This window comes from Streptomyces venezuelae (genome assembly GCF_008642355.1).
Classification (GTDB): Bacteria; Actinomycetota; Actinomycetes; order Streptomycetales; family Streptomycetaceae; genus Streptomyces; species Streptomyces venezuelae_B.
This window is the reverse complement of record NZ_CP029193.1, coordinates 2,751,740-2,777,870: the sequence shown is the minus strand read 5'-3', so window position 1 is coordinate 2,777,870 and position 26,131 is coordinate 2,751,740. Positions and strand designations below refer to the sequence as shown.

Here is a 26,131-nt window from a genome sequence, read left to right as displayed (position 1 = left end):
GCGTGGTGATGTGCGGTTACCGGCCTCGGGCGTCCGCGAAGGCCAATACGTGAAGCCGGGTGGTGAAGTGCCAGTGCCGAGCGGCGACCGCGTCGGCCAGGACTCGGGTGGTTGCGGTGATCGCTTCGGGGGTAGTCCCTTCCGGCATCACCCACACCGGCGCGAGCCGGTAGGTGTCCGCCAGCTCGGCGATCCGGTCCAGATCGGCCAGCGTGGACGCGACGAACTTGAAACCTGCACGCCTGGAAGCGACAAATGCCTCCAGTGCGGCGGGGACGATGCTCTTGCTCTCCTTGATCCCGAAGCTGGCGAGTTTGGGCGAGACGTTGAACCGGACCCCGTCGATCACCAGCTCATGAAGAGGGGCGATGGAGCCGTTCGTCTCGACCTCGACCCGCTTGCCGGCTGATATCAGGCCCCGGACGAGCGGCACCAGCCGAGCCTGCTGGATCAACGGCTCACCGCCGGTGATGACGACCAACTCGACCGGCGACAACGCCGCATAGGCCAGCAGGTCCTCCACGGTCCGTTTCGTCGATTCCTTGCGCGGATCGAACTGGGACCAGTCCCACGTGTACTTCGTGTCGCATTTCGTGCAGGTCAAGTTGCACCGGGACAGGCGGATGAAAATGGCTGGGTGTCCGCAGCTCGGCCCCTCACCCTGGAACGTCGGGACTTCGACACCGAAACACTCTGCGACGATCAGCCCAAAATCGGCTTCTCCAGCCTGGGGCCCGAGGCTGATCGGCTGGGGTGTGGTCACTGGCCCTCCACGGTAAAGCGGGCCCAGCTTGCGCGGGTCTCGCGGACCAAGACGGAAACCAGACGGCCGGGGATGGCGGGCTGGAGGTTCTGGACGAACCAGCCGGCCAGGAATTGGGCCAGGCGCTCCGAGGTCGGCTCGAAGGGGAGGATCTCGTGCAGGTTGTGGTGGTCGAGTTCGTTGTTCAGGAACTCCTTGAACGGAGCGAGCGCCCCGAAGTCCGTGACGAAGCCGGGCTCCTCCAGAGAGGCAGTGGTGAGTACGACCTCGACCTCGTAACTGTGTCCGTGCTGGCGGGAGCATTTGTGCTCGTCCGGCAGCCCAGGGATCCGGTGTCCCGCTTCGAAAGTGAACGTCTTTCCGATGGTGAAGTCGCCGGACGGCAGTAGGACAGCGCTGAAATCCATCGATTTCCTCCGCAAGTTCAAGGTGAGACTGACTTGGGCAGCATGTGGCAGCCCCTGTTTAGGAGGCTGCGAGCTGTTCGTTCTTATGGGCCTGCGAGGCCCGGTCAAAGGCGTCCGTGAACCGCTCGGCGCGCTCGTCACCCTCGGCTCGGAGACCCCCCGAAAAGGTCCCAGTGCCGCCGGCACACATCGCTGCCCATCACCATCGCCGCGTAGAACGGCAGCTTGCTGGCGCGGACGAAGCCGAGGCGGTCGCGGAGGCTGAGCGTGCAGATGAGCTGGTTGGCCTTGAGCAGCTGCATGTACTCCTCGGCGTTCAGGTCCTCGGGCGCCCAGATTTTGTTGAGATCGGGGATGGTGGACATCTGCGCCAGCCAGTCGAGCTGGTTGCTGCCGACGACCACCTCGTTCTGCTCGGCCTGGTGCCGCGCGTCCTGCCGGAGTCGGGCCGCACCGACCACGGCGGTGGTGAGGGAGACAGCGGCGCCGGGCGGTGAGGACGGCAGTGGTGAGCTTCATCAGTCAACATCCCTTTCGCAGGGCGGAGTTGTGACCGATTGGCCGACTGGTAGTGGATTTGGGCGTTGGCTCGTTCACGCGGCCCGTGCGAGGACGACGGGCGTGAATCGGTGTCTCACTGCCTCTAGCGCGACGGCGAGCGGCGGCAGACCCACCGAGCTTCGGCGGGCGTCAACGGACTCAGGTGCGCGTAGCGGGCACAGTTCGATACTGCTGGCGATCAGGCGGTGCTGGGTGCCGAATTCCTGGGCGTGTCCGTTGGTGATGAGGGCACGGTCGTGCAGGTGTGCCCAGTGCTGAACCAGCGCGTCTTCGGCCTGGACTGCGCGCTTAAGCAGGATGGTGGCGGCGCGTTGGAAGGCGGGGTCGTCGTCGCTGTGGAGGGCGATCGTCCATGCGGCGCGGGCAGCGGTGAGGCCCACGAGCCGGTGGCCGGGCCAGTCGTGCTCGATGAGGATCCGACGCAACATGGCGGTGTTGGCGTGCTCGGTGTGCCGGCCTCGCCCGAGTTGGATGGCGTCGAGCTGGTCACGTACGCGCTTGGCTCGCTGCGCGTCCGAGCCGTCGGCACGGGCGATCAGCTCGCGGGCGAGGTCGGGCCGCCGCGGTTCGTCGGTGGTCACGTGGCGCTCCGTTCTCCGTGAGCGGGCTGGGGGACGCGGACCCGGCAACTGAGCAGTGCGTGGAGCCCGGAGCGGCGCTCGGCGCTCAGTTCGAGGTGGGCGACCTCGCCGGCCTGTCCGTCGCCGGCACCGTGCAGAGCCCAGCCCATGTCGATCAGGCGATTGAGGAGTCGCGCGACCGGGGCCGGATCACGCAGCTGGCGGGTGGGCACTTCCGCTCGTATGCGGGGTAAACCGTGGCGGGCGGCGACGTCGGAAGCCCACAAGGTGATCAGACGCGTGACGTCGTCCGGGTGACCGGGCAGCGTATAGAGGCTGCGGAGGAAGAGGCACGGCCCTTGGCCCCACCGAATATCGGGGGTGTGCTCAGGGATCAGGCAGGCCAGCATCCGTCCGTCCTCGAACAACCCGGCGGAGCGGGTCTGCGCAGCTCGGAACTGCGCGGGGACGTCCTCGTCACCAGGGAGGGGCAGGCCGTGCCGGATGAGCCAGCCCTGGCGATCCTGAACAAGCGCTGCGGCTTCCTGACGCTCTGCAGCGGTGTCCAGCATGCGCATCGTGTAGAGAGCGGACGCCGGCGTCTGTGTGAACGGGACGGGAGCGGAGCGGTCTTCGCTGCCCGTGTGGGATGCGGGCCGGATCACTGGGATACCCCGCTTCCCGTTTCACCGGTCTTTTCGGCGGTCAATACCTGCCAGCTGTGCGCGAGCACGATCAGCTCGGTGACGGTCTGTGCGCCCGTGTCGGCGAGAAGTTGGTCGAGTGCGGCGCGCAGGTCGGCAGGGGGGAGGCCCGCGGCGAGAGCGATGTCCCGAGGCAGAGTGTGTGCGGTCGTAGCCTTGATCAGGCTGATCTGCTCGGGCTCGAGATCTGGGACCGGCCGTGGTGGTGGCGGGGCGGAGACCTGGCCGGAGTCGAGGATGTGGTGGGCGACGACGGAGAGAGGGCAGCGTTCGGGGCAGGCCAGCTTCCAGCGCACGGTGCGCAGCGCGGAGTGGATGGTGCCCGGCTTGAGCTGGGTGGCCGCGGCGATCCCGCGGACGTCCAGACCCTTGATCACGTGCTGGGCGATGCGCCGTTCGGACGGGGTGAGTGGCTGTGTCGGGGTGGTGATCATGGCAGCGTCCTCGTCGAGGGCAGGTCAGTGGGTCGGGAGCGGGCCTGTAGATGCGCTGTAGGCGGGCGATATGGACACCGGGTGAGTGATGGCGGTGACCTGCCCGAAGATGCTGCCCTCGCCGAGCTTCGAGTTGTTGCTGGTCAGGGGCAGTCGCTGCACCGTCAGGGCGGCTCCCTGGAGGAGGGCTTGCCATACCCCGGTGCCGAGTACGACCTTGAGGACGTTGCGTGAGGCGTCCTCATCACCGTCGCTGAGGAGGAGGCAGCTGGGGGCAGGCCGGAAGGAAGCAGGGTCTCTCCGGTTGTCTGCGAGACGAGTCGCAAGCCTCGGGAACGACGTGAGGCGCGGACGATGTGCCCCTTGTCCTCCAACTTGGCGAGCTGGCGAGCCACGGAGGAGGAGCTGGACAGTCCGACCGCATCGCCGATCTCGCGGATGGACGGCGCGTACCCCGTCTCCTGCATGGTCGATTGAACGAACCGCAGGATCGCCTGTTGACGCTCTGAAAGTGGCTGCCTCGGCCGTACCGGCGTGGGGGCATTGCTGCTGGCGGGGCGAGCCTGGGTGGGGTCGGTCATGAGTCCTCGGCTGGTCAGGTGTGGAGTGAGTAGAGTCGGTCGTGGGCGGCGCCCGGTGACGGAGAGCGCCTATAGCGGCGAGGGTTAGATGCTGGCGGTGGACAGTTCGTTGGCGGGCGTTGCTGAGGTGGCGGCGAGGCGTTCGGACCACTGGACGTGGTCCTCGTCAAAGGCGGCGTCGGCGAGGCGAATCCGCTGGACTTCCCCGGTTCCGGCCGGCGGGTAGGTGTGCTGTATGTCCCGCCACAGGCGCTGGAGGAGGTAGTCGCGGTCCAGGGCGTGGGCGCCGTGCAGCTCCATGGCGTCCTGGGCTGACTTCATCGCCCATCGGTGGCCGAGGTACTTGCTGTTGATCAGTTCCGCGTCGCAGGACACGCCCTCGTCGAGGAGGTGCACGGCCTGGTAGGCGAGGATGCGCGCGGCGCGCAGTCGAGCTTCCATGCCGCCGACGCGGTCGCGCAGGACTGGCAGGTCGGACAGGGTGCTCCTATAGCGGATGCGGGTTTTGAGGCGTTCGGTCGTGGTGGCTACGACGGCCTCGTGGATACCGAGGCTGACGGCGGCGAGGTTGGGGCGGCCGTAGAGGATGCTGCTGCTCTGCGCTACGGCCGAGCCCCGCCCGATGTCGCCGAGCACGTTGTCGTGCGGGATGCGGACCTGGTCGAGGTCGAGGCGGCCGGCGGAGAAGCCGTGCAGGCCCAGGCCGCCGCGGTGGTCGTGAAGGGTGAGGCCGGGCCGGTCGGATTCGACCATGAACGCGGTCAGAGCGGTGGAGGTGCTCGCCCCGGCCCCGGCGGTACGGGCGACGACGAGGTGGGCAGCGGCAATGTGACTGTTGCCGACGTGGACTTTGCTGCCGGTGATCACCCACTCCTTCCCGGCGCGGCGGGCGGTGGTTTCGATGCCGCCGATGTGCCCGCCGGCCTCCGGTTCCGTCACCGCGATCGACAGCAGGCGCGAGCCGTCTGCGACTCCGGGCAGCCATCGCTGCCTCTGCTCGTCGTTGGCGAAGTGGAGCACGGCGCCGACCGGGATCAGCGTGGCCTGCAGGATGGCCGCGGCGGAAGCGGAGGCGCAGGCGATTCGGTGGACCAGCACGGACCGCGCCACGTGCCCGGCGCCGATCCCACCCAGCGCGGTCGGGATGGTGGCGCCGAACCAGCCGCGTGCGCCCATCAGTTCGGCAAGTTTGCGCTCCACCCGATCGGGTGCGGCCTCCATGCGCGCGATGCGGGGAGTGACCTGTTCGTCAGCGAACGTGTCCGCCTCGGTCCACAACTGTGCGTGGCGGGCGCTGAGGTAGGGGCGCAGAGCCGGTGGCGGAGTGCTGGATGTGGCGGGCAAGATCGTCTCCCTCTGCGTGGGCGAAGGTCGCACGGTGGAGCGGCCGACCGGGCGCGCTCTTGGGTGGTGCGGGCCGAACGTCTAGCGCAATGACGTGGGGGCGATGTGGTCCATCACATGGGCTCCGCCGTCGATGACGATGTCCCGGATCCGTCGGGCGTCGCTCAGGGGGCGCTTCTCGGGGTCGATCACGCACACCGTGCCGAGCACGGTGCCGCTGTCGTGGATGAGCGGAGCGCCGAAGTAGGAGCGGATTCCGACGGCGTCGACCACGTGGTTGCCGCTGAAGCGGGGGCTGGCGTGCACATCAGGCAGCGGCAGGGCCTTCTTGCGTGCCACGACCTCGGGGCACCAGCCGTGCTCGCGGCTCATGGTGCGCCCGACGATGACGTATCCGCTGTCCGCCGGTGGTTGGTGCAGCCCGACGAAGGTCTGCGTGTCCAGGAACAGGTTGACGAACCCGTAGAGGAATCCGGCTTTCTCGGCCATGGCGCGGGCCATCTCGTCGAATTCGTCGCTGGCGGTGGTGGGCATGCCCAGGCGGCGCAGCAGTTCGTACCGCCGGGCCAGTTCGCTCGGCTCCGCCTCCTGCGGGCGGGCTGGGGTGGTGGCGACGGGCTGCGCCGGGTTCTGCGTTCCGTGACGCAGGGCTCGTTGCGGTAAAGGGAGGATGGGCGCGGCCGGCGGCGTCAGGAGATGAGGCGTAGAGGGCTGGTACGACATCAGGCGTCCTGGTAAGTGGTGGCGGATGGGACGGGGGCGGGCTCTGTCGGGGGGGTTCGCATGGCGTGGCCGACGAGGGCGATCAGGATGCCCGCCACGTGGTCCGGATTGCGGGCGTCGCAGGGCAACACCGGCACGGACGCCGACAGTCCGAGGGCATCACGCACCTCTTCGGGGTGATGGCGCTCGGTTCCATCGAAGTGGTTCACCGCGATGGCGAAGGGCAGCTGGATGTCTTCGAAGAAGTCGATGGGGGCAAAGCTGCTTTCCAGGCGGCGGGTGTCGACCAGCACGACCGCGCCGACGGCTCCGCGGGAGAGGTCGTACCAGAGGTCTCCGAACCGGTCCTGGCCGGGCGTGCCGAACAGGAACAACTCCAGGGGAACGGGCGCGTCGGGCAGGCTGGTCCGGCCGAAGTCGAAGGCGACTGTGGTGGTTTCCTTCGCCTCGACGCCCTCGAGACTGTCCACGCCCGTGCTTGCCTCGGTCAGGTACTCCTCCGTGCTCAGAGGAGTGATGTCGCTGACCGCTGCCACGGCGGTGGTCTTGCCCACGCCGAAGCCTCCGGCGATCACGATTTTCAGCACGGTTGGTGCAGCAGCCTGTACGGGCGGCGAAGTGCGCAGTCCCGCGCGGGGGTCATCCGGCCTGGGAATAACGGTTGGCATTGGGCCACTTCCTTTTTAGGCCCACCGCGAAGGCAGCCAGTAGATCGGTGGTGGGTCGTTCTTCCGCGTCCGCGTCGAGGGCGGCATCGGAGGAGGTATACGCGGAGGGCACGGAGATGATCAGGGCGTTGGCGTCCAGAAGGTCTGAGATGAGGACCTTGACTGCGGTGACGGGGCGGGCAAGCAGCCCGGCCAGCTCGGTGACCGGTCGCGGGTGCTCCTGGCACAGGGCGAGGATCTGCTCGCACTCCTCGGCCTGACGGGGACCGGGACGTCCGGGGCCGGTGGCCAGGACGGTCTCCAGGCTCAGCAGGTGTCGCGGCCGGGTGCGCCCGCGCGTCAGCGTGTAGGTCCGTACGAACGTGGCGTCCTCGTCTGTGCGGTCGTGGGTATTCACCGGGCCTCGTCGTCAGTGCGGCTGCGGACCGGTACCTGCATGTAGGAGGCGAACCTCTGGACCAAGCGCCCGATTTCGAAGCCGACGCTGCCCGCGTCCGCCTCCGTGGTGGCGACAACGCCCAGGATCGTGTCCTTCACCTTGCTGCCCGGGTGGTTGTTGAAGGCGGTGCTGCTTCCGGCGCTCTGGACGAAAATGAGGCAGTCGTCGCGCTCGATGATGACCTGGCTTGCGGGCCGCTTCAGATGGCTTGGCCCGGTGAGGTTCTTCGCGACAGCGGAGATTCCGCTGAGGGCGGCGGACAACTCGTCCGCCCAGTCCCTGTCGACTTCGCTGTCCAGAAGTTGCAGGCCGTCCCGCGACAGCAGGACGGCGTGCGTGACGCCCGCGACCTCGGCGACGAAGTGCTTCAGCAGCCACTGCATGTCACCGCGCATGCCGCTGGCCGTCACCTCCACCTGCGACGTGGAGGTGTCCTCGGACGCGGTGTCCAACTCGGCGTGGGTGCTCATGGGAATCACTCCTGGAGGGGGAAGGGCCGGCGACTATGGCCGGTTCGTCGGGAGACGAGGGAAGGTGTGCTCGTCAGGGGCGGGTGGGCTCGTCGGAGTCTGTGGGTGTGGCGGCGCATTCGCCGGCCTGGACGCCGCGACGGAAGGCAGCTGCCAGCCCCGGCCTGGGCGCAGCCACGGGAACGTGCTCACGCTCGCCCGGCGGACGAACCGAGCCGGGCTTGCGTGTTCTCCGCGGCAGAGTGGAGGGCCTGGGGCTTCCGGCTGAAGGCAGTGGCGCCGCGGTCGGGCTTCCGCCCGGGTGGATCGCGGGGGCAGGTGCCGTGCGGGTCTGCTCCGGCGGCGGCCCGACGAGACGGACGTCGCGTTGGGTGCTCACGTTCCCGGCAGGTGTGATCGTCACGAGGAGCCGCTTGGGGATGATCACCTGGGCAGTGGTGCCTCCCATGGCGTTCTCCTGGAGGTGCACGGTCAGGTTGTGCGACTGTGCGATCTTCGCTGCGACCAGCAGACCGATCTGCCCCGCCCGCACCTGGGCACTGACGTCGACCTCGTCGGGGGCCTTGAGCAGGTGATTCATCTGTGCGCGGGACTGCGGGGGCATGGGGATGGCTCGGTCCTCGACCTCGATGACCAGTCCGTTGGGCACCGGCTCCGCGCGCACCAGCACTCTGGTGGCGGGATCGGAGGACTCGCACGCGTTCTCGATCAGTTCCGCCAGCAGGTGGGTCAAGTCGGGGCCCACATGTCCCGGGAGCCCCAGCTGAACTCCTACCGAACCCGCTGCGACCACCACCCTTGAGTACTGGACGACCTCCGAGACCGCGCCGCGCAGCGTGGTCGTGACGGACACCGGCTGACGAGTGCTGCGCAGGGACTGACCGCCCAGAACTGCTGTGTTTTCCACCTGACGACGCACCCGTGTCACTAGGTGATCGATCTGGAAGATCCTGTCCAGCAGTTCCGGATCGTCGGTGAGCTTCTCCAGTTGGTTCAGGGCCTCCAGGGCTTTGCCCACCAGGGCGTGCTCTCGCATGGCCAGACGGCGCAGGACCTGGAGAAGGACGATGGACTGGGACTCGTCGCGCACACGTATCAGCGCCGTGACGGCCTCTACCTGGAGTGCCCCGAGCGCACTGCTGATCTCCGCCGTCGCACCGGCCGGACCAGGCATCCGACGCTCGGGCAGCGGCGGCCGGGCTCCTCGGCACAGTTCCTCAGCCGACCACAGCACCGTCTTCTCCGCAGCCGCCGTGTCCTTGGCGAGGGCGGTCAGCTCCGCCGCTCGCCGCTCTTCCACGACTGCATGGATGGCGACGGCTGCCGTGCGCGTGCCGCTCCGGGCGACCAGCGCGATGACGCCCAGCCCGCAGACCAAGCCGACCACGATCCAGGCGTGAGCCGTCGCGGCCGTCAGCCACACGATCCAAGCGCCACTCAACAACACCGCCACTAGGACCAGAGGCAGCATCACGGCGCGACGGACGCGACCCACGGTAAGGGCGTCGATCTGTGGGGCTTGCCGTCTGCGGTGACTGGTCGCGGCCGGCCGTGTCGGGAACGCGCGGTCAGGCATGGGAAACCTCGTCAGTGGGTGGGGCGACAGAGCGTGCCTCGGCGTCGGGTTCTGAATCGTCTGGCGCGGTCCGGGGGACGCTTCGAGCGTCGCGCTCGGCCAACTCGCAGCCAATTACCGGCCGTTCTACTTCCGTTCCACTTCCGTCCCGCCGGAGGCGCGGATCGCGCCCTAGGCGGAGGGAGGGCTGCGGCGACAGCCGGTGCAGGAGCTGGGCGCTCTGGATCAGGCCCATGTGGCTGAACGCCTGCGGGAAGTTGCCGAGTTGCCGTCCCTGTGTGGGGTCGTACTCCTCGGCCAGGAGCCCGAGATCGCTGCGCAGTGCGAGGAGGCGTTCGAACAGGCCGGTGGCCTCATTCAGGCGGCCGGTCAAGGCCAGGGCATCGACCAGCCAGAACGAGCAGAGAAGGAAGGTGCCTTCGTCGCCCTTGAGGCCGTCCATTCCGGCTCGGTTGCCGGCCGTCGGGTATCGGCGCACCAGTCCGTCCGGGGTGCTCAGCTCCCGGCGTACCGCGTCCACGGTGCCGATGACGCGCGGGTCGCCGGGCGGTAGGAACCCGGTGCTGGGGATGAGCAGGGTGGCGGCGTCCAGAGTCGTCGATTCGTAGGACTGCGTGAAGGTGTTGCGGTGGGGGTCGAAGCCCTTGGTGCACACCTCGTGGTGGATCGTCTCGCGCAGCTTGATCAGGGGGCCCAGCTCCATGTTGAGAGCACCGGCCTCGATCAGGCGGATGGTGCGGTCGATGGCCACCCAGGCCATGACCTTGGAGTGCACGAAGTGTCGGCGGGCCCCGCGGATCTCCCAGATCCCCTCGTCGGGCTCCTGCCAGCGCTGGACCAAGTGCTCGACGAGTCGCTGGTGCAGGACCGCGGTGTCCGCGCAGTGCGCGACCCCACTCTGATGTGCGAGGTACAGGGTCTCGATCACCTCGCCGTACACGTCGAGCTGAAGCTGGTCGGCCGCTCCGTTGCCGACCCGTACCGGCGCTGATCCCTCGTATCCGGGAAGCCACGGCAGCTCCCGCTCGCGCAGGTCGCGCTCACCGGTGATTCCGTACATGATCTGCAGGTTTTGTGGGTCGCCGGCCACGGCTCGTAGCAGCCAGCGTCGCCACGCCTGCGCTTCCTGCCGGTACCCGGTGCCCAGCAGCGCGCCCAGCGTGGTTGAGGCGTCGCGCAGCCAGGTGTGCCGGTAGTCCCAGTTCCGGATGCCCCCGATCTCCTCGGGTAACGACGTCGTCGGCGCCGCTACGATCCCGCCACTTGGCCCGTAGGTCATCGCCTTCAGCGTGATCAACGAGCGGACTACGGGCTCGCGGTAAGGCCCGTCGTACGAGCACTCGCTGGTCCAGCTCTGCCAGAAGGTGAGCGTCTCGGTGAGCGCGGCCTGCGGGTCGGGAAGGTCCGGCGCCGCAGCGTGGGAGGGGCACCAGCTGAGCACGAACGCCACGCTCTGCCCCGCGGCAATTGCGAAGGCACTGACGACGGCTCCGTCCTTCTCCACCTGCTGCACGCCGGTGTCGAGCCACAACGCGTCCGCGCCTGCCTCCGCGACCATGCGCCCGCCGACCTCGTGGATCCACGGGCTGACGCTGCCGTAACCCGGCCGCGGACGCAGAGCCGAGACCATCTGCACCTCACCGGTCACGCCCTCAACCAGCCGGATCACCTGCGGCGCTCCGTCACGCGGCGGCATGAAGTCGAGTACCCGAACCGAACCTGTCGGTGTGCACCAGCGCGACTCTAGGACGAGCGAGTCACCTACGTACCGACGCTCGGCGACCACTCCCTCGTCGGACTCGCTGGTCCAAGGAGCGGGAGCGAGGCGCCAGGAACCGTGCTTCTGCGTGCCGAGCAGGCCGGCAAGCATGGCCGACGAGTCAAACCGAGGCAGGCACAGCCAGTCGATCGAACCGTCGTCACAGACGTGGGCACTCGTCTGCATGTCGCCGATCAGGCCGTACTGCTCGATGCGCGGACGTCGAATCATCGCGTGGATCTCCATAAGCCCCGTGACTGCGGGGTTGGCTTCGGGGCTGCGGTGGCAGCCAGGATCGGTGGACGGACCTCAGTTCGGTGGCCGTCGGAAAGAGGGGGGCTTGCCGCGCGGCGGCTGGTGCTGGGCAGATCGCCGCTCGCCGCGAAGCATCAGTCAGGCCGTCGGTCCGAGGACGAGAGCCAGCACGACGACTCCGCTCACCGTCATGGCCGTGGAACCGACGCAGCGAGGACCAAGCAGGCCAGGGCGAGAGCGAAGACGGCCCCGCGCAGCACATTGACCTTGGGCCGGCGCCAACGCCGTGCTCCCCTCGTGGCCTTCGGTCCGCACTCACCGGGCTCCACGTGAGCTGCCAGCTCCTGCGTGGCCTCCGCGAGCCTGACCAGGTACACCCTGCTCGGCATGTAGCCCTCGGGGATGCTCTCGGAGCAAAGCTGCTGCGCCCGCAGCAGCGCGGAGGTCCCCTGAACGGAACGCGCGCCCAGCTGGGCAACGTGGCCGCGCAACAGGCGTACGAGGTCCTCCACATCGGCAGGGCTCTCGGGAAGTAGCGAATCCTCGCCCAGCACCAGCGTCACCGTCTCTGACGCGGCCACCACGTGATCACGGTCCGCCGTCGGCGCTCCAGCAACAGGCGCTTGCCGCCCGAGCCCGCCCGTGAACTGGCCGCTGGCTCGGCGAGGGGCCAACGAAAGGCGCATGGCGCTACTCCTCTTCACATCAGGCCAACCAGGGCTGGCCGCGACTCGTGCAGGGCTCATCGGGGTCCTCGGAGGTGGGCTGTGCAGCGGTGGGCGGCACACGGCGCCGTTGCGGCGTGCGGCACCGACCTCGCCGTCGATCACTCGAAGTGACTGCGCGGTGACTAGCGAACACCTCGCCGTGAAGGCTTGGGAATGACTCTCAGATGACGTTGACCCGTCAGTAACCTGAATCGGGGTGCCGCCCGACCGGGCGGTCCTGCCATGCTGGGCGCCATGGCGACTCTCGATGGCAAGCCCGTATCCGCAGACGACCTGCTCTCCCTGGCGCTGACCAACGTCGGGCACTTCACGTCCATGCGCGTCGACACCGACGGGAGCATCCGTGGCCTGACGCTGCACATGGAACGCCTCGTACGGGATTGCAAGATCGTGTGGAACGCAGCCCTGAATACCGACCGTGTGCGCGACTACGTCCGCCAGGCGCTGGAGGGACAGACCTTGCCGTGCGTCGTGCGCGTTTCGATCTATGACCCCAAGGTCGAGATGGGGCACCCGGCCGACGCCAACGAGCCGCACGTTCTCGTGTCCGTACGCGGCGCCGGCGCACTGCCTCCTGCGCCGCTGCGCGCACAGAGCCTGGTGTACGAGCGCGATCTCCCCCAGGTGAAGCACGTCGGCCTGTTCGGTGCCCTTCACGCCCGAAGCGCAGCCCAGCGCGCAGGCTTCGACGACGCCCTCTTCGTCGGCCGTGACGGCTTGGTCTCCGAGGGCGGAACCTGGAACGTGGCCTTCGTCGACCAGGAGGGCACCGTGGTGTGGCCCGATGCTCCTGTGCTGCCCGGCGTCACCATGGCCCTGCTTCAGCAGCAGGGCGAACACCGCACGGCCACGGTCACCTTGGACCAGGCGAGGGGCATGGCCGCTGCCTTCGCCACGAACACCTCGATCGGTGTCCGGCCGCTCGCCGCGATCGACGACACCGAGTTCCCTGTGGACCATCCCGTCCTGCGGCAGTTGCAGGAGGCGTACCTGTCGATCCCCGGTGAGACTCTGTAAGGCGACATCGTGGCGGGGGTGACTAGGTGGACCGGCCGAGAGGCCGAGTTGCTGCGCATGGCCATGCGCAAGAAGCAGAAGGACTTCGCCGACCTGGTTGGTGTGAACCCGCGCCAGGTCCCACGGTGGAAGCGACGCGGGGAGACCATCGAGCTTGGGCTCGACAACCAGGCAGCTCTTGACACGCTCCTGGCCCAGGCCCCACCTGACGTCCAGCAGCGGTTTGCTGCGCTGCTGACCGAACGTGCCGCTGCCGAGCACGACGAACGAGCCGAGGAACTGCTGCGCAGGGAGCCGAGTACTCGCCGACACCCGGTCGACAGGAAGGTCATGGCCCTCGTTGAAGAGGGCATCTACCTCTCGGGGCCCGACAACCGTTCGGTGTGGCTGGAGCCGTTCCTCATCGACGTCTACCCGACGACCAACGAGGACTACGGAAGGTTCGTGCTTGCCACGAATCACCGGCCACCACAGCACTGGCCAGATGGCCACTGTCCTGTCACTCTGGCCACTCATCCGGTGGTATGGGTCACCTGGCACGACGCGACCGCCTACGCCCGCTGGGCCGGTAAGTCGCTGCCCACTGCGCGGCAATGGGAGAAGGCGGCTCGCGGACCACGGGGGCGCATCTACCCCTGGGGCAACGAGCCGACCGCCGCGAAGGCGAACACGACTGAGGCCGGCATCGACGCGACAACTCCCGTCTTCCGCTACCAGTCCGGCGTTAGCCCGTTCGGCATCTTCGACCTCTGCGGCAACGTCTGGGAGTGGTGCTCCACCGAGGAAGAGCCTGGCAATGGCCGCTACCACCTGAAGGGTTCGGCCTTCACCTCTCCGTTCGAGCGCGCGGCGCCGTCCCTGCAGAACACGGCCGCCGCGTCGATGAAGGACAACGACACCGGATTCCGCTGTGCCGCGCTCGCGTAATTGGGAGACCTGGTCGATGCCGTTCCACGGTCCTCGGAACGGTGTTGCACCTTCGGCCACCAGCGCCCTCATCGCTGGTGCCCTGAGAGGGGAAAGGCGACGGTGGTGGTGTAGCCGTCGTCGCTGACCTCGATACGCTGCGCGAAGACTGCGGCCAGGAACATCCCGCGGCCCGAGATGTCGTCCGGGCTCGCGTTCTTCACCATGGCCGGCTGCGGGTTGCTGTCGGTGACCTCCACCCGGATCTCGTTGGCGACCTGCCGAAGGACGAAGCAGACCGATCCTTCGCCGTGGACTACCGAGTTCGTGACGAGTTCCGACACCGCGAGGGTGATGCCCTCGGCGTCCCGCTGAGAGATCTTCCACGCCTGGAGCCGGCTGGCTGTGCGGCGGCGCATCTCACCGACTCGCGAGGGGCAAGGAGGAAAGGTTGCTGCGAAGCCAGGGCTCGGGTCTAGGCGCAGGTCGGCAGCGGCGCTGAGAAGCGCAGTTGTGGCTGGGCTCATCGGCAGTCTCCCAAGTGACGTGCATGGGGGCGCTCGGCGTCAGGGGTGCGAGTGAAGCGGCGTCGCTACCGTGGTCTCGCGTCCAAGGGTCTGAAGCGGACCGTTAAGCGCGCTTGCTCAACTGCGGTGCGAATCGATTGAGTTGGAGTATGGGCGCGGGAACGCTCTCCATGTAACGCTCACGGCGGAAGTGTCCGCATGAGACTTCCGGGCTCCATCCGGTGCGTAACCCGGCCTCTGTTCCGCCGTGTAACGTCCCTTGTGGTCGCTACGCGCCAGACAGGACACTGGTCGCACTCGTTCAAGGGGAGCCGCCAGCATGACGAACGCGTCGAAGAGTGCCGCGCTGAACGGCGAGATCGAGTCGGGTCCGACAGCCCGACGCCGCCAGCTCGGCTTTCGCCTGCTCGCGCTGAGGAAGGGTTCTGGTCTCTCGGCCGAGGAGGCTGGCCGGCGGGCAGGCATGTCGAAGGCGACGGTCAGCCGATATGAGCAGGCCAAGGGAAATGTGCGGTGGAATCAGGTCAAGCAACTCGGCGAGGTATACGGAGCCTCACCAGAGGAGACGGCAGAGCTGATCGACCTGGCACAGAACAGTAAGGTCACGGACGGGTGGTGGGTACCCTACGCGGGAAAGCTCTCGGACCCCATGAGGGTGCTGCTGCCGCTTGAGAATGAGGCCAAATCGATCTGGCACCTTTCTAACGGCGTGGTGCCGGGCCTCCTTCAGACGAGGCGCTACGCCGCCGCCATCAAGGCAACGCCGGGCAACACCCTTACGGCGGAAGAGGTGACGGAGTATCTGGACATGCGAATGCAACGCCAACAGATCCTTTCGCGCGTGACGCCACCGACCTACCACTGCGTGCTCGACGAGAGCGTGCTCCGGCGCAACGTCGGAGGACCCGAAGTCATGGTCGAGCAGCTTGACCTGCTGCTGGACCGGCGAGCAGAGCCGACCATCACGATCCAAGTCCTCCCGTTCAACTCTGGCGCGTACAGCGCAACGCTCACCAGCTTCATCGTCTACGGCGGGCCAGATCCGTCCCTCGATGTCATTTTCATCGAAAACGCCGTAGGTTCCCTCTTTCTGGAAGAAGAAGGTTCGCGAGCCGCCTACGAGCGTGCTCGCGCTTTTCTTAGCGAAGAGGCGCTAGACCCCGATTCTTCGGCCGAGTTGATCGCCGAGGCCCGCAAGAGGCACCTGCAAGATCAGAAGTAGCGAGGACAGAATTCGTGGCCGAACAGCCCCAGGAAATCACATGGTTCAAGAGTAGTTACAGCGCCTCACCCGACAATGAATGCGTGGAAGTAGCCAACACGCCGCTGCTGACGTTGGTCCGGGACTCCAAGTGCCCCGACGGCCCGCGCACCCGGTTCTCGCCGGACGCGTGGGCCACATTCACTACCTGCATCGGCTCCTTGACGTCGCCCCTACTCAGGTGACGGTGCGCTCGCGCTGTGCGGCCCGGCCCTCGCCATGGGGGCCGGGCCGTCATGTTTGCGCCACGGCCACATTGCTGACGGGGCACCAGAACCCCTGTGAACGACTGCGGTTGAGCTCGACCAGTCTCGAAGAAACCCTGTGAACGGGAACCGGGATGCGGACAATCGAAGGGCAGCAGTGCTGTCCGCATCAGGGCGCCGGAGGAGAAGTCATGGCACAGAAGCCCAAGCCCCTGGATGAGACGGCGTCGGTACGCGCATGGTGGGGCAAGGAGCTGCGCAACTGGCGCAACATGCGCAGGATGTCGACGCGCGAGGTCGGCGCAAAGGTGCACCTCAGCGCCACAATGATTGAGCGCATCGAGAAGTGTGAGCGGGAGTGCGACGGGGCGCTGGCCAGCCTCCTGGATGGCGCCGTTGAGGCCGGAGGTGCGCTCACGAGGTTGTGGCGTCTTGTCGAGGAGGAGGCAGCCAGGGAGGCCACGCATGCGGACAAAGTCGCTAGCGAAGTCGATCAGGGTGCCAATGGCCCCCGGACGGAGGGCATGCTGGAACTGAACCCGCCTGTGCTTTCGGAACGGAGCCAGTCAGCTATGGAGCGCCGCGCCTTCTTCTCCTTGGGTGGGGTAGCCGCCCTCGCCCCGACCGCATTCGTTGACCTGCTCCCGTCGTCTGGACCAAATGCACTCCCCAAGTCCGTCCGACCCGAGGACATCCGCCAGGTCCTGACAGCGGCGGACACCCTCGCGGGCTGGGACAACCTCTACGGAGGTGGAGGAATCGTCGGCAGCTCATCCCTGGGTCTGTTCATCTGGGCCAAGGGGCTGCTCGCCGCGAAGTACCCGACTGAGCTGAAGGACGGCCTCTATACCGCTGTCGGGCGTCTTTCCGTCGTGATGGGCGCCAGTGCCTTCGATGCTTACGCCCACGACGACGCGACCGAGCTGCTGCGGTTCGGCACCTGGTGCGCTGAACAGGGCAATAACTGGCACTTGCGCGCATCGGCACTCAACTGGCGTGCACGTCACGAAATTTGGCGCGGGCGCCCGGACGAGGGCCTCACCTACGCGGAGAGCGGCCTTCTGCGCTCAGATCGCCTCACGCCGCGTGAGCAGTCGATGCTCCATAACGCCAGGGCGCGGGCATGGGCGAAGATGCGGAAACCGGATGAGGCGTTGGCCGCGATCAATCAGTCCGACAAGATCTTCGGGCGAGCCCGCGATGGCGAAGACGTACCTTGGATGTCCTACTACGACGACGCGCAGCACCACGGGGACACCGGTCACGCTGCCTTCGATATCGCGCTCATGCCTGGACAGTCGACCGAGTTGGCGATCTCTCGACTCGAGACGGCGATCGAAGGCCATACGGACGCCTATGTACGCTCGCGCGCCTTGTCCGGCACCAAGCTGGCCACGCTGACGATGGTCACGGGCGACCCCCAGCAGGCCGTGGCCATCGCGAACCGAGCCCTGGACGAGGTCGGGAAGCTCCGGTCCAAACGCGCAGTCACTGACATAGACGATCTCACGAGCGCCTCCGCCCGGTATGCCCGCAGGCCCGACGTGGCTGAACTCCGGAGCAGGATCACCACTACGGTCAACGCATGATCACGACGCCCACCGAGGAGTCCTTCGCCGTCCTCGAAGAGGTGGCTGCGGCTGCCGGCCTGTCCGCTGACGGCGCTGAACCCATCCGCCTCGCCGAGAACGACCTGTGGAAGCTCGCCAGCGACGTGGTCGTGCGCATCTCTCGATCGGGCCAGGATGATGTCGCCGCCCGCGAGGTAGCCGTGGCGCGATGGCTCGCCGAGAACAGCGTCCCGGCCGTGCGGCCGATATCGAGAGATCAGCCCGTCCAGGCACGTGGTCGCGCGGCGACGTTCTGGGAACTTCTTCCTCCACATCGGCAGGGCAGTGAAGCTGAACTGGCCCCGCTCCTACGGCGGATGCACAATCTGCCCAGGCCGACGTTTCCCATCGGGCAGCTACAGCCGTTCGTGCGTATCGCCGAGCGACTCAGCGCTGCGCGCTGCGCGACCGAGGGCGATAAGTCCTGGCTTCTGGGTCGCCTCGACGAACTGAAGGAGCAGTGGTCCCAACTCCCGCCGGGACTGCCGCACTGCGTGGTCCATGGAGATGCATGGGGCGGCAACTGCGCAGTTACCGACCAGGGTGCCCTCCTCCTGGACTTCGAACGCACATCGATGGGGCCTCCCGAATGGGACCTGACCTCAACGGCGGTGGCCCTCGATACATTCGGCACCCTGTCCGCCAGCCAGTACGCCGATTACAGCGATCAGTACGGCTTTGACGTACGCGACTGGGCGGGGTATCCGACCCTGCGGGGCATCCGTGAACTGCGGCTGGTGACATTCGGGATGCAAACAGCGGACCAGAATGCTGGGGCGCGAGAGCAGGCTCAATATCGAATCGACTGCGTAAGAGGACGGGAAGGACGCCGGCCCTGGCATTGGACCGCGGTGGGCTGACGGGTGTCGGCGTGCGCAGGCTCAGATCGCGGCTGGCCGGACTTCGTCCCCTGGCCGCTGGGATGCCTGCGTACAAGGGTGCGACCGACGCGAAGCGTTCGGTTCCGATGTGACCAGTCCCTAATCGGCGAGGTGGTGCAGTTGCTTCGCGTTGAAGGCGTCGCCTCCCTCCTCCCGCCGAGATGGCCGGACCCCGCCTCGTAGGCCCGAGGTCAGATTCGCCCACGGCAGACGAGAAAGAGCCCCGGGGGACTGGAACCACCCCCGGAGACCATGTCAACGTACTACCTCCCCGGAAAACACCAGGTCAGAGACGCTTCCAGCGGTGCGGGTGCCAGCGTGCCGCGCTGGCTTCCGTCTCCCGTCTCGCCCCTGGGCCCTAGCAAGGAGGCCCACCTGCCGAAGGCCGCACTTCGATCGGCCCGCGTCACTGCTTCGATCCTCATGGCGCTCGGCGCCATGAACGCATGGACCGCCCAGACGAAAGCCGACTACGCCGCCCTTTCCACGGCCCTGTGCCTCTGCGTCTGCGCCGCCGGCCTCTTCGGTGAGGACTTGGTGCAGCGCGGGTATCGCCAAGACCTGATGGTGCTGGCGCACGTCGCGGCTCACCTGGGCGCCGAAGCCCGAGGTATCGCCCGAGCCGTCGGCAGCCCCGAACGCGTCGTGGCTCGCAACCTCAGCCGACTCACCGAGAACGGACTCGTGGTCCTGGTGGACGACGACGCGCACCCCGCGCTCAGGTCCTACCGACTTACCTCGTAGTTCGCGGTGCTGGGCGGAATGTAGCCGACGATCCCCGGTTACCGAAACCGGGGATCGTGCAGATCATTGAGGGAGTTCGCACCCGGCTGTGCTTGGCGGTGGAGCCGTGGCGGACACAGTTACCCGTGCCGCAAATAAGTAGGGAGGTCATGACCGGCTCGCGGTTGCTGTTGACCTGAAACGCAACGCCCATCCGCTGAAGGCCAGCGACATTTCGCTGTGCTGGCGGATCTAGGCATTTCCGGAATCCTCTTAGCCGCTCCACGCGCCCGTCTGCAAGGAACCTCGCCCATGTGCCGATTTGCGATACCCCCTGCCCATTTTCGCTGCGAGACAGGTGGATCGTTCCTCCTCGACGATCACGGAACTAGTGGGGCGGCGTCATGACAGTAGCCGTTCGAACTGGGGAGAAGCTGACCGTCGATGACGTATGCGACGAGCTGGGGGTCGCACGCAGCACCTTCTACGACTGGCGACAGAAGGGGCGGGGGCCGCGCTGCATCCGTCTCCCGAACGGGTCCCTCCGAATACGACGCAGCGATTTCGAAAACTGGCTTAGTGATTGCGAGGACGCCTCTTGATAGAAAGCACGTTTGACGTACGGATCTACGGCATCGAGCGCCGAACGAGGGCGAACGGATACACCTACAAGGTGGTCTGGAAGGTCGGCACAAAAAAGCACAGCAAGACCTACCCGACCAAAGCGCTCGCAGATGCCCGCCGCTCCGATTTGTTGACCGCCGTCAAGCGTGGCGAACCGTTTAGCACCGAGACCGGACAGCCGATCTCGTACGCCAGCAAGGCCGCTGACGCCAACTGGTACGACTTCGCGGTTGAATTCATCGACAAGAACTGGATGCAGTGGTCGCCGAACCATCGCAAGAACGTCGCCAAGGCCATGACCTCGGCCACCGTCGCGCTGCTCCGTACCCCTCCCAAGCAGTTTGACGCGGTGCGGGTCCGCACTGCTCTGCGCGAGTGGGCCTTCAACACCAAGCGACGCAGCAACCCCGACGTCCCGATGCCGGACGATATTCGGGTCATCCTCGACTGGGTCCGGCGGAACACGCTGCCTATGTCGGCGTGGGAGCAGACCGAGAAGATCGACGTCGTAGTCGGCGCCCTTGGAACGCTCCTGGACGGCACCGCTGCAGCGGCTAGCTCTGTGACCCGGAACCGCCGGATCATGAGCCTCGCGATGGACTATGCGGTCCGCCACGGGATCTTGCGGCAGAACCCCATGCCCAAGGGCAAGGGCAGCAGTGGCGGCGCCCCCAAGGTGGCTCAGGCCATCGACAAGCGCTCGCTGCTCAACGCGCAGCAGGTCACGGCGCTCCTCGAATGGATTGGCAAGCGTCCTCGGCGAGGGCTCCTATATCGGGCCTTCTTTGCCACGCTCTGCTATGCCGGCCTTCGTCCGGAAGAGGCAGTCGCACTTCGTGTCAGTGACGCCATTCTGCCGGACTCGGGATGGGGGGAGTTCGTCATCTACCAGGCCGCTCCGGAAGTGGGCAGTCAGTGGACCGACAGTGGTGACACCCACGATGACCGCGGGCTGAAGGGCCGGGCTGAGGGTGACACGCGGACTGTCCCCATCCATCCGGACCTTGTGGCCTTTCTGCGCGAGATCATCAACCGCTACGAGCTCAAGCCCACTGACCTGCTCTTTCCGGGGGAGGGCGGTGGCAAGCTGGCGGGGTCGGTGTTCCGACGAGTCTGGGAGAAGGCGCGGAAGGCGGTCCTGGCGCCGCACGAGTTCAGCTCTCCCGCGGGCAGGCGCGTGTACGACTGCCGTCACACATGCCTGACGGCGTGGCTCAACCGGGGCATCCCGCCGGCTCAGGTCGCGGAGTGGGCGGGGAACAGCGTGCCCGTGCTCCTGGCGATCTATGCGAGGTGCATCGTTGGTCAGCTAGCCAACTACCTGCGGCAGATTGAAGACATCCGGTACGTCCCTACCGCGGCGTAGGCCAACGAGATCGAGGGCGGTGCGCGATCCCCACGTGGGGATCGCGCACCGCCCTTCAGTGTTGCCGGGCGGCGTATTTTGGATGCTTTTGGGTGAGAGGGCTTGGGGGACGCATGGGGGACAGGCAGCCGTATCGACCTGGATTCACCCGGCGTCAGCCGGACTTCAGCGCTGTCTGGCAGGGCGGGGCGCGCTAGAGGCCCGCGCGAGTCAGACACCATCTGACCAGGTAAAACGCGGCCAAGCTGACGTGTCGTCAGTGGCGCCCCCGGCAGGACTCGAACCTGCGGCCAAGCGCTTAGAAGGCGCCTGCTCTATCCACTGAGCTACGGGGGCCGGGTGTGGCCGGGTGGCATGGGGCCGGACGTGGGGGTGATCCGTGACCTTGCCGGGGACAAGGATAGGGCTCCCGGGTCCCTGTCCCTGGTGCTTCGCCTCCGCGCCGTGATGTGGAGGTTCGGTGAAGCGATCCTGATAATCGCAGGCAGGTGCGAATCTCGCATCGCTTTTGGCGCCTCACGCCCCGGGTGTTGTGCACTCGTTATGCCTGCGCCCCGGTCGCCCCTTCCCTCACCTGCGTCCGATCGGCGCGCAGAGGCGCCCATATGCTTCAGAAAGACGCCAAAATTGGGCATTCTTCGCATGTGGTGACCTTGGACGTACGGCCTCAGTTGCTTGACGCACTCTCCGCCCTGCGCGAGCGTGTCGCCGCCGCACGCTTTCCGCTCCCCCTGCCGGGGGCGCCACGCGCGCGTGCCAACCGGGACGAGTTGCTGGCGCAGCTCGATGACTATCTCGTGCCCCGGCTCAGGGCCCCCGAAGCGCCTCTTCTCGCCGTCGTCGGCGGATCCACCGGCACCGGCAAGTCCACCCTCGTGAACTCCCTCGTGGGCCGACAGGTCAGTGAGGCGGGTGTGCTGCGGCCCACCACCCGCACGCCGGTGCTCGTCTGCCATCCGGACGACCACCACTGGTTCTCCGGGATGCGGATCCTGCCCGACCTCACGCGCGTGTGGGTGCCCCGACAGGAGGACGGGGAGGAGGGCGGTGGAGAGGAGCGGGACGACGACGGCGGGGATGTGTCGGCCGACGTAGGTGAAGACGAGCGTGCGCTGCGCATCGAGACCGCGCACAGCCTCCCCCGTGGCCTCGCCCTCCTGGACGCACCCGACATCGACTCCCTCGTCGCCGACAACCGCGTCCTCGCCGCCGCACTCATCTCCGCGGCCGACGTATGGGTGATGGTCACCACCGCGTCGCGGTACGCCGACGCCGTCCCCTGGCACCTGCTGCGCACCGCCAAGGAACACGACGCCACCCTCGTCACGGTCCTCGACCGCGTGCCGCACCAGGTGGTGACCGAGGTCTCACGCCAGTACGGAGCACTGCTCGCCAAGGCCGGACTCGGCGACGTACCCCGCTTCACCGTTCCCGAACTGCCCGAGTCCGCGGGCGGCGGCGGGCTGCTCCCCGCCACCGCCGTCGCGCCCCTGCGCGCCTGGCTCGCCCACCACGCCCAGGAACCCGCCGTCCGCGACCGGGTCGTCGCCCGTACCGCCCTCGGAGTCCTCCGGTCCCTCGACTCGCGCATGCCGGAACTCGCGGGCGCCGTCGCCGCCCAGTACGCCGCCGCACTACGGCTCACCTCCGCCGTCGACGAGGCGTACGAGAACGAGCACGCGCGCGTGGGAAGGCGTTTGCGGGCCGGCGGGGTGCTGGCCGGGAGCGCCCTGAAGCGCTGGCGCAGTTACCCGCTCGACTGCGGCGCCGGTGAACTGCTCGACGCCATCGCCGAGAGCCTGGAGGCCCTGCTGCTGTGCGCCGTCACCGCCGCCGACGAGCGCATCGACGAGGCCTGGCGGCGCGAGCCCGCCGCCGGAGCCCCGATCCTGGCGGGCCGCGACCCGGACATCGAGACCGCCGAACACCGCATCGGGATGGCCGTACGCAGGTGGCGGCGCGAACTGGAGGAGTACGCCGAGGACGAGGTGCGCTGCCTCGAACGGGTCGACAAGAACGCCCTTCCCGACCCCGAGGTCGTCGCCGCGCTGCTCGCCACGACGCTGCTCGGCGGGCGCAGGGCGCGCGCGGCCGGGGAGATCCTCGCCGAGCGGATCGGCGCCCAGGCCGCCGTACGGCTGCGCGACCGCGGCGGGTGCCTCCTGACCGACTACCTGGAGAAGGTCCTCAACGCCGAGCGGGAGCGCAGGCTCGCCCCCTTGGACGCCCTCGAAGTGCATCCCGAACCCCAGGCCGAGCTGATCGCCGCCCTGTCCGTACTGCAGAAGGAGAGGTGACCGCGGTGACCGCCGTCACTGATCACACCGATCCCGCCGATCCCGCCGACCGTGCGCACCATGGGGAGCATGGCCGGGACCGTGGCCGTAGGCGTGGTGCGTCTGACGCCGACGCCACTGGCGAACGCCACGACCGCCGCGAGTGCCACGATCGCCGCGATGAACGTACCGACAGCCGTACCGGCCGCCCCTGGGACGACGGCCTCATCGCCCGCCGCGTCGAAGACGCGCAACGGGCCACCGGTGGCCGGGACACGGATTCGAGTACGGGAGCCCGCTCGTACGCCCCGGCCCCCGCCCCCTCCGCGGCCCCCACCCCCTCCTACGAAAACCCCCTCCGCACCCGCCTCGACGCACTGCGCGAACTCGTCGGGCTCTCCCGCACCCGCCTCGACAGCGGCACCCTCGCCGAGGCCGGGCGCGTCCTGGACGAGGCGGCCGCCCGGCGCAGGCTCTCCGACCGGCACACCGTCGTCGCCATCGCCGGGGCCACCGGCAGCGGCAAGTCGACGCTCTTCAACGCGCTCGCCGGAGTGATGATCTCGGAGACCGGTGTGCGCAGGCCGACCACCGCCGCGCCCATCGGGTGCAGCTGGACCGATGGCGCGGCGGGCCTCCTCGACCGGCTCGGGATCCCCGGACGCCTGCGCCGCCGCCCGCTCCAAGGACCCGGCGCCGACGAGCTCCAAGGGCTCGTCCTCGTCGATCTGCCCGACCATGACTCCGCGGTCGGCGAGCACCGCGAGCACGTCGACCGCATCCTGGCGCTCGTCGACGCCGTCATCTGGGTCGTCGACCCGGAGAAGTACGCCGACGCGATGCTCCACGAACGCTATCTGCGCCCCATGGCCGGCCACGCCGAAGTCACCTTCGTGGTGCTCAACCAGATCGACCGGCTGCCCGGCGACGCCGCCGACCAGGTCCTCGACGATCTGCGGCGCCTCCTCGACGAGGACGGCGTCGCCCTCGGGGAGCACGGGGAGCCGGGCGCCACGGTGCTGGCGATCTCCGCGCTGACGGGGGAGGGGATCGGTGAACTGCGGGAGGCGCTCGGCCAGTTCACCCAGGAGCGGGGCGCCGCGGCCCGTCGGATCTCCGCGGACGTGGACGCCACCGCGGAACGCCTGCGTCCGGTGTACGTCGCCGGGGCGCACTCCGGCCGCAACCGCGGGCGGATCGGGCTCAGCGAGGAGGCCCGCGAGGAGTTCGCGGACCGGCTCGCGGACGCCGTGGGCGCGGCGGCGGCCGGGGACGCCGCGGAGCGTGCCTGGCGCAGGCACGCGGGCAAGGCGTGTGGGGACCCGTGGTTCAGGCTGTGGCGCTGGTACGAGGCGCGGCGGTTCTCGCAGGGTGTGCTGACGCCGGTCGCCCTGCCGCCCGTGGACGAGGAGGCGACGGCGCGCCAGCGGGTGGAGCACGCCGTGCGCACGGTGGCCGACGAGGCGGCGCGAGGGTTGCCCCTGCCCTGGGGACAGGCCGTGCGGGACGCCGCGGTGCGGGGGGCTGAAGGGCTTCCCGAGGCGCTCGACGAGCTGGCGGTGACGGTGGGGGTGCCGGTCGGACGGCCGCCGCGGCCGGGCTGGTGGCCGGTCGCGGTCCTGGCACAGGCGGCGATGACGCTGCTGCAAGTCGTGGGCGGCGTCTGGCTGGTGGGCCAGATCGTCGGGCTCGCCACGCCGAACCTGGGCGTGCCGGTGCTGCTGATGCTGGCGGGCATCGTGGGCGGCCCGTGCGTGGAGTGGACGAGCCGGATCGCGGCGCGAGGGCCGGCGCGCCGGTACGGAAACGACGCGGAACGGCGGCTGCGGGAGGCGGCGGCCGGGTGCGGACGGGCTCGGGTCCTCGATCCGGTGGCGGCGGAGCTGCTGCGGTACCGGGAGGTCAGGGAGCAGTTCGTGCGGGTGTCGGGGGAGCTGTCCGGGGCTGCCCGTTCCCCGATCGGGTGACGGAGTTTTCCACAAGCTGGGGGCGGTCCACAGGGCCCAGCGGGATGTGCCCGACCGGTGCAATCTGAGTTCACAGCCGCGGGGCGGCACGAGACAGACGGCCCGAAGTGTGGGGCGGAATAGGGGGTTCGGCGATGAACGAGACCTTGGTGACGGTCGTGGGCAATGTGGCGACGACGCCGGTGTACCGGGAGCTGCCGTCGGGACCGGTGGCACGGTTCCGGCTCGCGGTGACGGCGCGGTACTACGACGGGGCGAAGAGCACATGGACCGACGGGCACACGAACTTCTTCACGGTCTGGGCGTGGCGGGCGCTCGGCACGAACGTGCAGGGGTCGGTGTCCGTGGGCGAACCGGTCATCGTGCAGGGCAGGTTGAAGGTGCGCGACGAGGAGCGGGGCGGGCAGCACTGGACGTCGGCGGACATCGAGGCGGTGGCCATCGGGCACGATCTGTCGCGCGGAACGGCGGCGTTCAGAAGGGTCGGCAGGGGCAACCCGGCGCTGACGGAACCGACGCAGGGGCAGGCGCAGGGGCGGGGGCAGGAGAAGGAGCAGAGTCGGAGCCAGGTGCAGGGCGACGATGTCTCCGGGCTCTGGGAGAAGAAGCCGGAGCCGGTCGGGTGACGTGGCGTCAGGCGTCCGGCGGGGGAGGGCCCGGACACGCCACGCGAGGACGACCGAAGTGCCGCATATGGGCGAACGGATGCCGTGGATTTGTCGATAAGCCCAGCTCGGAGCGTTGTTGGCGATAACGATTCCGAGTCGGATACGCCGTCCGGTGATCTGCATGGGG

General features: G+C 68.1%; 29 protein-coding genes and 1 tRNA gene. 12 read left to right on the top strand and 18 right to left on the bottom strand.

Annotated features, from left to right (window positions below):
- Nucleotides 1-16 precede the first annotated feature (16 nt).
- From DEJ47_RS12760 to DEJ47_RS36860, 16 genes are all read right to left on the bottom strand, one after another.
- A complete protein-coding gene (locus DEJ47_RS12760; protein WP_150167882.1) occupies nt 17-763 on the bottom strand; it encodes a 7-carboxy-7-deazaguanine synthase QueE in 747 nt (248 codons plus the stop codon).
- Nucleotides 760-1,170 carry a 6-pyruvoyl trahydropterin synthase family protein gene (locus tag DEJ47_RS12755; protein WP_150167880.1) on the bottom strand — a complete coding sequence of 137 codons (411 nt, stop codon included), beginning with the start codon at nt 1,168-1,170 and terminating at the stop codon, nt 760-762. The genes DEJ47_RS12760 and DEJ47_RS12755 overlap by 4 nt, the downstream gene beginning before the upstream one ends.
- 137 nt (nt 1,171-1,307) lie before the next feature.
- Nucleotides 1,308-1,631 carry a hypothetical protein gene (locus DEJ47_RS12750; protein ID WP_223828329.1) on the bottom strand — a complete coding sequence of 108 codons (324 nt, stop codon included), beginning with the start codon at nt 1,629-1,631 and terminating at the stop codon, nt 1,308-1,310.
- A 132-nt stretch (nt 1,632-1,763) separates the two neighbouring features.
- Complete coding sequence (locus DEJ47_RS12745) at nt 1,764-2,312, bottom strand: DUF6624 domain-containing protein (protein ID WP_150167878.1); 549 nt, start codon at nt 2,310-2,312, stop codon at nt 1,764-1,766.
- Nucleotides 2,309-2,863 carry a hypothetical protein gene (locus DEJ47_RS12740; protein WP_317850799.1) on the bottom strand — a complete coding sequence of 185 codons (555 nt, stop codon included), beginning with the start codon at nt 2,861-2,863 and terminating at the stop codon, nt 2,309-2,311. The genes DEJ47_RS12745 and DEJ47_RS12740 overlap by 4 nt, the downstream gene beginning before the upstream one ends.
- 89 nt (nt 2,864-2,952) lie before the next feature.
- Nucleotides 2,953-3,429, bottom strand: a complete 477-nt coding sequence (locus DEJ47_RS12735; protein ID WP_150167874.1) for a LuxR C-terminal-related transcriptional regulator — start codon at nt 3,427-3,429, stop codon at nt 2,953-2,955.
- 24 nt (nt 3,430-3,453) lie between these two features.
- Entirely contained in the window at nt 3,454-3,591 is a 138-nt protein-coding gene (locus DEJ47_RS36415) for a hypothetical protein (RefSeq protein WP_190415378.1), read from the bottom strand.
- Nucleotides 3,592-3,593: 2 nt separating this feature from the next.
- A complete protein-coding gene (locus DEJ47_RS37615) occupies nt 3,594-3,896 on the bottom strand; it encodes a LexA family protein (RefSeq protein ID WP_398334555.1) in 303 nt (100 codons plus the stop codon).
- Nucleotides 3,897-4,094: 198 nt separating this feature from the next.
- Entirely contained in the window at nt 4,095-5,354 is a 1,260-nt protein-coding gene (locus tag DEJ47_RS12725) for an acyl-CoA dehydrogenase family protein (RefSeq protein WP_150167870.1), read from the bottom strand.
- Between the two features lie 81 nt (nt 5,355-5,435).
- Nucleotides 5,436-6,077, bottom strand: a complete 642-nt coding sequence (locus tag DEJ47_RS12720; protein ID WP_150167868.1) for a GAF domain-containing protein — start codon at nt 6,075-6,077, stop codon at nt 5,436-5,438.
- On the bottom strand, nt 6,077-6,745 hold the full coding sequence (locus DEJ47_RS12715) for a GTP-binding protein (protein WP_190415376.1): 669 nt from the start codon (nt 6,743-6,745) through the stop codon (nt 6,077-6,079). The genes DEJ47_RS12720 and DEJ47_RS12715 overlap by 1 nt, the downstream gene beginning before the upstream one ends.
- Nucleotides 6,717-7,142, bottom strand: a complete 426-nt coding sequence (locus DEJ47_RS12710; RefSeq protein WP_150167866.1) for a DUF742 domain-containing protein — start codon at nt 7,140-7,142, stop codon at nt 6,717-6,719. The genes DEJ47_RS12715 and DEJ47_RS12710 overlap by 29 nt, the downstream gene beginning before the upstream one ends.
- A complete protein-coding gene (locus DEJ47_RS12705; protein ID WP_150167864.1) occupies nt 7,139-7,654 on the bottom strand; it encodes a roadblock/LC7 domain-containing protein in 516 nt (171 codons plus the stop codon). Before DEJ47_RS12705 ends, DEJ47_RS12710 begins: the two co-directional genes overlap by 4 nt.
- Nucleotides 7,655-7,727: 73 nt before the next feature.
- The gene (locus tag DEJ47_RS12700; protein ID WP_150167862.1) at nt 7,728-9,230 is read right to left on the bottom strand and encodes a sensor histidine kinase; all 1,503 of its coding nucleotides are present in this window, start codon (nt 9,228-9,230) and stop codon (nt 7,728-7,730) included.
- Complete coding sequence (locus tag DEJ47_RS12695; RefSeq protein ID WP_150175587.1) at nt 9,223-11,220, bottom strand: glycoside hydrolase family 15 protein; 1,998 nt, start codon at nt 11,218-11,220, stop codon at nt 9,223-9,225. The genes DEJ47_RS12700 and DEJ47_RS12695 overlap by 8 nt, the downstream gene beginning before the upstream one ends.
- Before the next feature lie 212 nt (nt 11,221-11,432).
- Nucleotides 11,433-11,930 carry a DUF6415 family natural product biosynthesis protein gene (locus DEJ47_RS36860; RefSeq protein ID WP_223828328.1) on the bottom strand — a complete coding sequence of 166 codons (498 nt, stop codon included), beginning with the start codon at nt 11,928-11,930 and terminating at the stop codon, nt 11,433-11,435.
- Nucleotides 11,931-12,194: 264 nt separating this feature from the next.
- Between DEJ47_RS36860 and DEJ47_RS12685 the strand changes: the two genes are divergently transcribed.
- Both DEJ47_RS12685 and DEJ47_RS12680 read left to right on the top strand, forming a co-directional pair.
- Entirely contained in the window at nt 12,195-12,989 is a 795-nt protein-coding gene (locus DEJ47_RS12685; protein WP_150167860.1) for an aminotransferase class IV family protein, read from the top strand.
- Nucleotides 12,990-13,007: 18 nt separating this feature from the next.
- Complete coding sequence (locus DEJ47_RS12680; protein ID WP_223828327.1) at nt 13,008-13,916, top strand: formylglycine-generating enzyme family protein; 909 nt, start codon at nt 13,008-13,010, stop codon at nt 13,914-13,916.
- A 68-nt stretch (nt 13,917-13,984) separates the two neighbouring features.
- Here DEJ47_RS12680 and DEJ47_RS12675 read toward each other — a convergent pair whose 3' ends face one another.
- Nucleotides 13,985-14,422 carry an ATP-binding protein gene (locus tag DEJ47_RS12675; RefSeq protein WP_150167858.1) on the bottom strand — a complete coding sequence of 146 codons (438 nt, stop codon included), beginning with the start codon at nt 14,420-14,422 and terminating at the stop codon, nt 13,985-13,987.
- A gap of 319 nt (nt 14,423-14,741) precedes the next feature.
- On the opposite strand from DEJ47_RS12675, the gene DEJ47_RS12670 reads away from it, so the two are divergent.
- From DEJ47_RS12670 to DEJ47_RS12640, 7 genes are all read left to right on the top strand, one after another.
- Nucleotides 14,742-15,644 carry a helix-turn-helix domain-containing protein gene (locus tag DEJ47_RS12670; RefSeq protein WP_150167856.1) on the top strand — a complete coding sequence of 301 codons (903 nt, stop codon included), beginning with the start codon at nt 14,742-14,744 and terminating at the stop codon, nt 15,642-15,644.
- Between the two features lie 14 nt (nt 15,645-15,658).
- A complete protein-coding gene (locus tag DEJ47_RS12665) occupies nt 15,659-15,868 on the top strand; it encodes a DUF397 domain-containing protein (protein ID WP_150167853.1) in 210 nt (69 codons plus the stop codon).
- Between the two features lie 212 nt (nt 15,869-16,080).
- Complete coding sequence (locus DEJ47_RS12660) at nt 16,081-17,478, top strand: XRE family transcriptional regulator (protein WP_150167851.1); 1,398 nt, start codon at nt 16,081-16,083, stop codon at nt 17,476-17,478.
- The gene (locus DEJ47_RS12655) at nt 17,475-18,359 is read left to right on the top strand and encodes a phosphotransferase enzyme family protein (protein ID WP_150167849.1); all 885 of its coding nucleotides are present in this window, start codon (nt 17,475-17,477) and stop codon (nt 18,357-18,359) included. Before DEJ47_RS12660 ends, DEJ47_RS12655 begins: the two co-directional genes overlap by 4 nt.
- Before the next feature lie 459 nt (nt 18,360-18,818).
- Nucleotides 18,819-19,124, top strand: a complete 306-nt coding sequence (locus tag DEJ47_RS12650) for a MarR family transcriptional regulator (protein ID WP_223828326.1) — start codon at nt 18,819-18,821, stop codon at nt 19,122-19,124.
- 383 nt (nt 19,125-19,507) lie between these two features.
- Nucleotides 19,508-19,705, top strand: a complete 198-nt coding sequence (locus DEJ47_RS12645; protein ID WP_150167847.1) for a helix-turn-helix transcriptional regulator — start codon at nt 19,508-19,510, stop codon at nt 19,703-19,705.
- A complete protein-coding gene (locus tag DEJ47_RS12640; RefSeq protein ID WP_223828325.1) occupies nt 19,702-21,093 on the top strand; it encodes a tyrosine-type recombinase/integrase in 1,392 nt (463 codons plus the stop codon). Before DEJ47_RS12645 ends, DEJ47_RS12640 begins: the two co-directional genes overlap by 4 nt.
- A gap of 260 nt (nt 21,094-21,353) precedes the next feature.
- Here the strand turns inward: DEJ47_RS12640 and DEJ47_RS12635 are convergent.
- Nucleotides 21,354-21,429: transfer RNA gene (locus tag DEJ47_RS12635), tRNA-Arg, on the bottom strand.
- A gap of 269 nt (nt 21,430-21,698) precedes the next feature.
- Here DEJ47_RS12635 and DEJ47_RS37510 point away from each other — a divergent pair.
- The 3 genes from DEJ47_RS37510 (at nt 21,699) to DEJ47_RS12620 (ending at nt 25,962) form a co-directional block, all read left to right on the top strand.
- Entirely contained in the window at nt 21,699-23,390 is a 1,692-nt protein-coding gene (locus tag DEJ47_RS37510; RefSeq protein ID WP_161236392.1) for a GTPase domain-containing protein, read from the top strand.
- A gap of 5 nt (nt 23,391-23,395) precedes the next feature.
- Complete coding sequence (locus DEJ47_RS12625) at nt 23,396-25,336, top strand: YfjP family GTPase (protein WP_150167843.1); 1,941 nt, start codon at nt 23,396-23,398, stop codon at nt 25,334-25,336.
- A 134-nt stretch (nt 25,337-25,470) separates the two neighbouring features.
- The gene (locus DEJ47_RS12620) at nt 25,471-25,962 is read left to right on the top strand and encodes a single-stranded DNA-binding protein (protein ID WP_150167842.1); all 492 of its coding nucleotides are present in this window, start codon (nt 25,471-25,473) and stop codon (nt 25,960-25,962) included.
- The last annotated feature ends 169 nt before the right edge of the window (nt 25,963-26,131 follow it).

Coding starts and splice junctions, on each gene's coding strand:
- DEJ47_RS12755 (WP_150167880.1), bottom strand. CDS start 1,170: ATGGATTTCAGCGCTGTCCTACTGCCGTCCGGCGACTTCACCATCGGA.
- DEJ47_RS12740 (WP_317850799.1), bottom strand. CDS start 2,863: ATGCTGGACACCGCTGCAGAGCGTCAGGAAGCCGCAGCGCTTGTTCAG.
- DEJ47_RS12735 (WP_150167874.1), bottom strand. CDS start 3,429: ATGATCACCACCCCGACACAGCCACTCACCCCGTCCGAACGGCGCATC.
- DEJ47_RS37615 (WP_398334555.1), bottom strand. CDS start 3,896: ATGCAGGAGACGGGGTACGCGCCGTCCATCCGCGAGATCGGCGATGCG.
- DEJ47_RS12720 (WP_150167868.1), bottom strand. CDS start 6,077: ATGTCGTACCAGCCCTCTACGCCTCATCTCCTGACGCCGCCGGCCGCG.
- DEJ47_RS12715 (WP_190415376.1), bottom strand. CDS start 6,745: ATGCCAACCGTTATTCCCAGGCCGGATGACCCCCGCGCGGGACTGCGC.
- DEJ47_RS12705 (WP_150167864.1), bottom strand. CDS start 7,654: ATGAGCACCCACGCCGAGTTGGACACCGCGTCCGAGGACACCTCCACG.
- DEJ47_RS12700 (WP_150167862.1), bottom strand. CDS start 9,230: ATGCCTGACCGCGCGTTCCCGACACGGCCGGCCGCGACCAGTCACCGC.
- DEJ47_RS12695 (WP_150175587.1), bottom strand. CDS start 11,220: ATGATTCGACGTCCGCGCATCGAGCAGTACGGCCTGATCGGCGACATG.
- DEJ47_RS36860 (WP_223828328.1), bottom strand. CDS start 11,930: ATGCGCCTTTCGTTGGCCCCTCGCCGAGCCAGCGGCCAGTTCACGGGC.
- DEJ47_RS12685 (WP_150167860.1), top strand. CDS start 12,195: ATGCTGGGCGCCATGGCGACTCTCGATGGCAAGCCCGTATCCGCAGAC.
- DEJ47_RS12675 (WP_150167858.1), bottom strand. CDS start 14,422: ATGAGCCCAGCCACAACTGCGCTTCTCAGCGCCGCTGCCGACCTGCGC.
- DEJ47_RS12670 (WP_150167856.1), top strand. CDS start 14,742: ATGACGAACGCGTCGAAGAGTGCCGCGCTGAACGGCGAGATCGAGTCG.
- DEJ47_RS12660 (WP_150167851.1), top strand. CDS start 16,081: ATGGCACAGAAGCCCAAGCCCCTGGATGAGACGGCGTCGGTACGCGCA.
- DEJ47_RS12655 (WP_150167849.1), top strand. CDS start 17,475: ATGATCACGACGCCCACCGAGGAGTCCTTCGCCGTCCTCGAAGAGGTG.
- DEJ47_RS12650 (WP_223828326.1), top strand. CDS start 18,819: ATGAACGCATGGACCGCCCAGACGAAAGCCGACTACGCCGCCCTTTCC.
- DEJ47_RS12645 (WP_150167847.1), top strand. CDS start 19,508: ATGACAGTAGCCGTTCGAACTGGGGAGAAGCTGACCGTCGATGACGTA.
- DEJ47_RS37510 (WP_161236392.1), top strand. CDS start 21,699: ATGCTTCAGAAAGACGCCAAAATTGGGCATTCTTCGCATGTGGTGACC.
- DEJ47_RS12620 (WP_150167842.1), top strand. CDS start 25,471: ATGAACGAGACCTTGGTGACGGTCGTGGGCAATGTGGCGACGACGCCG.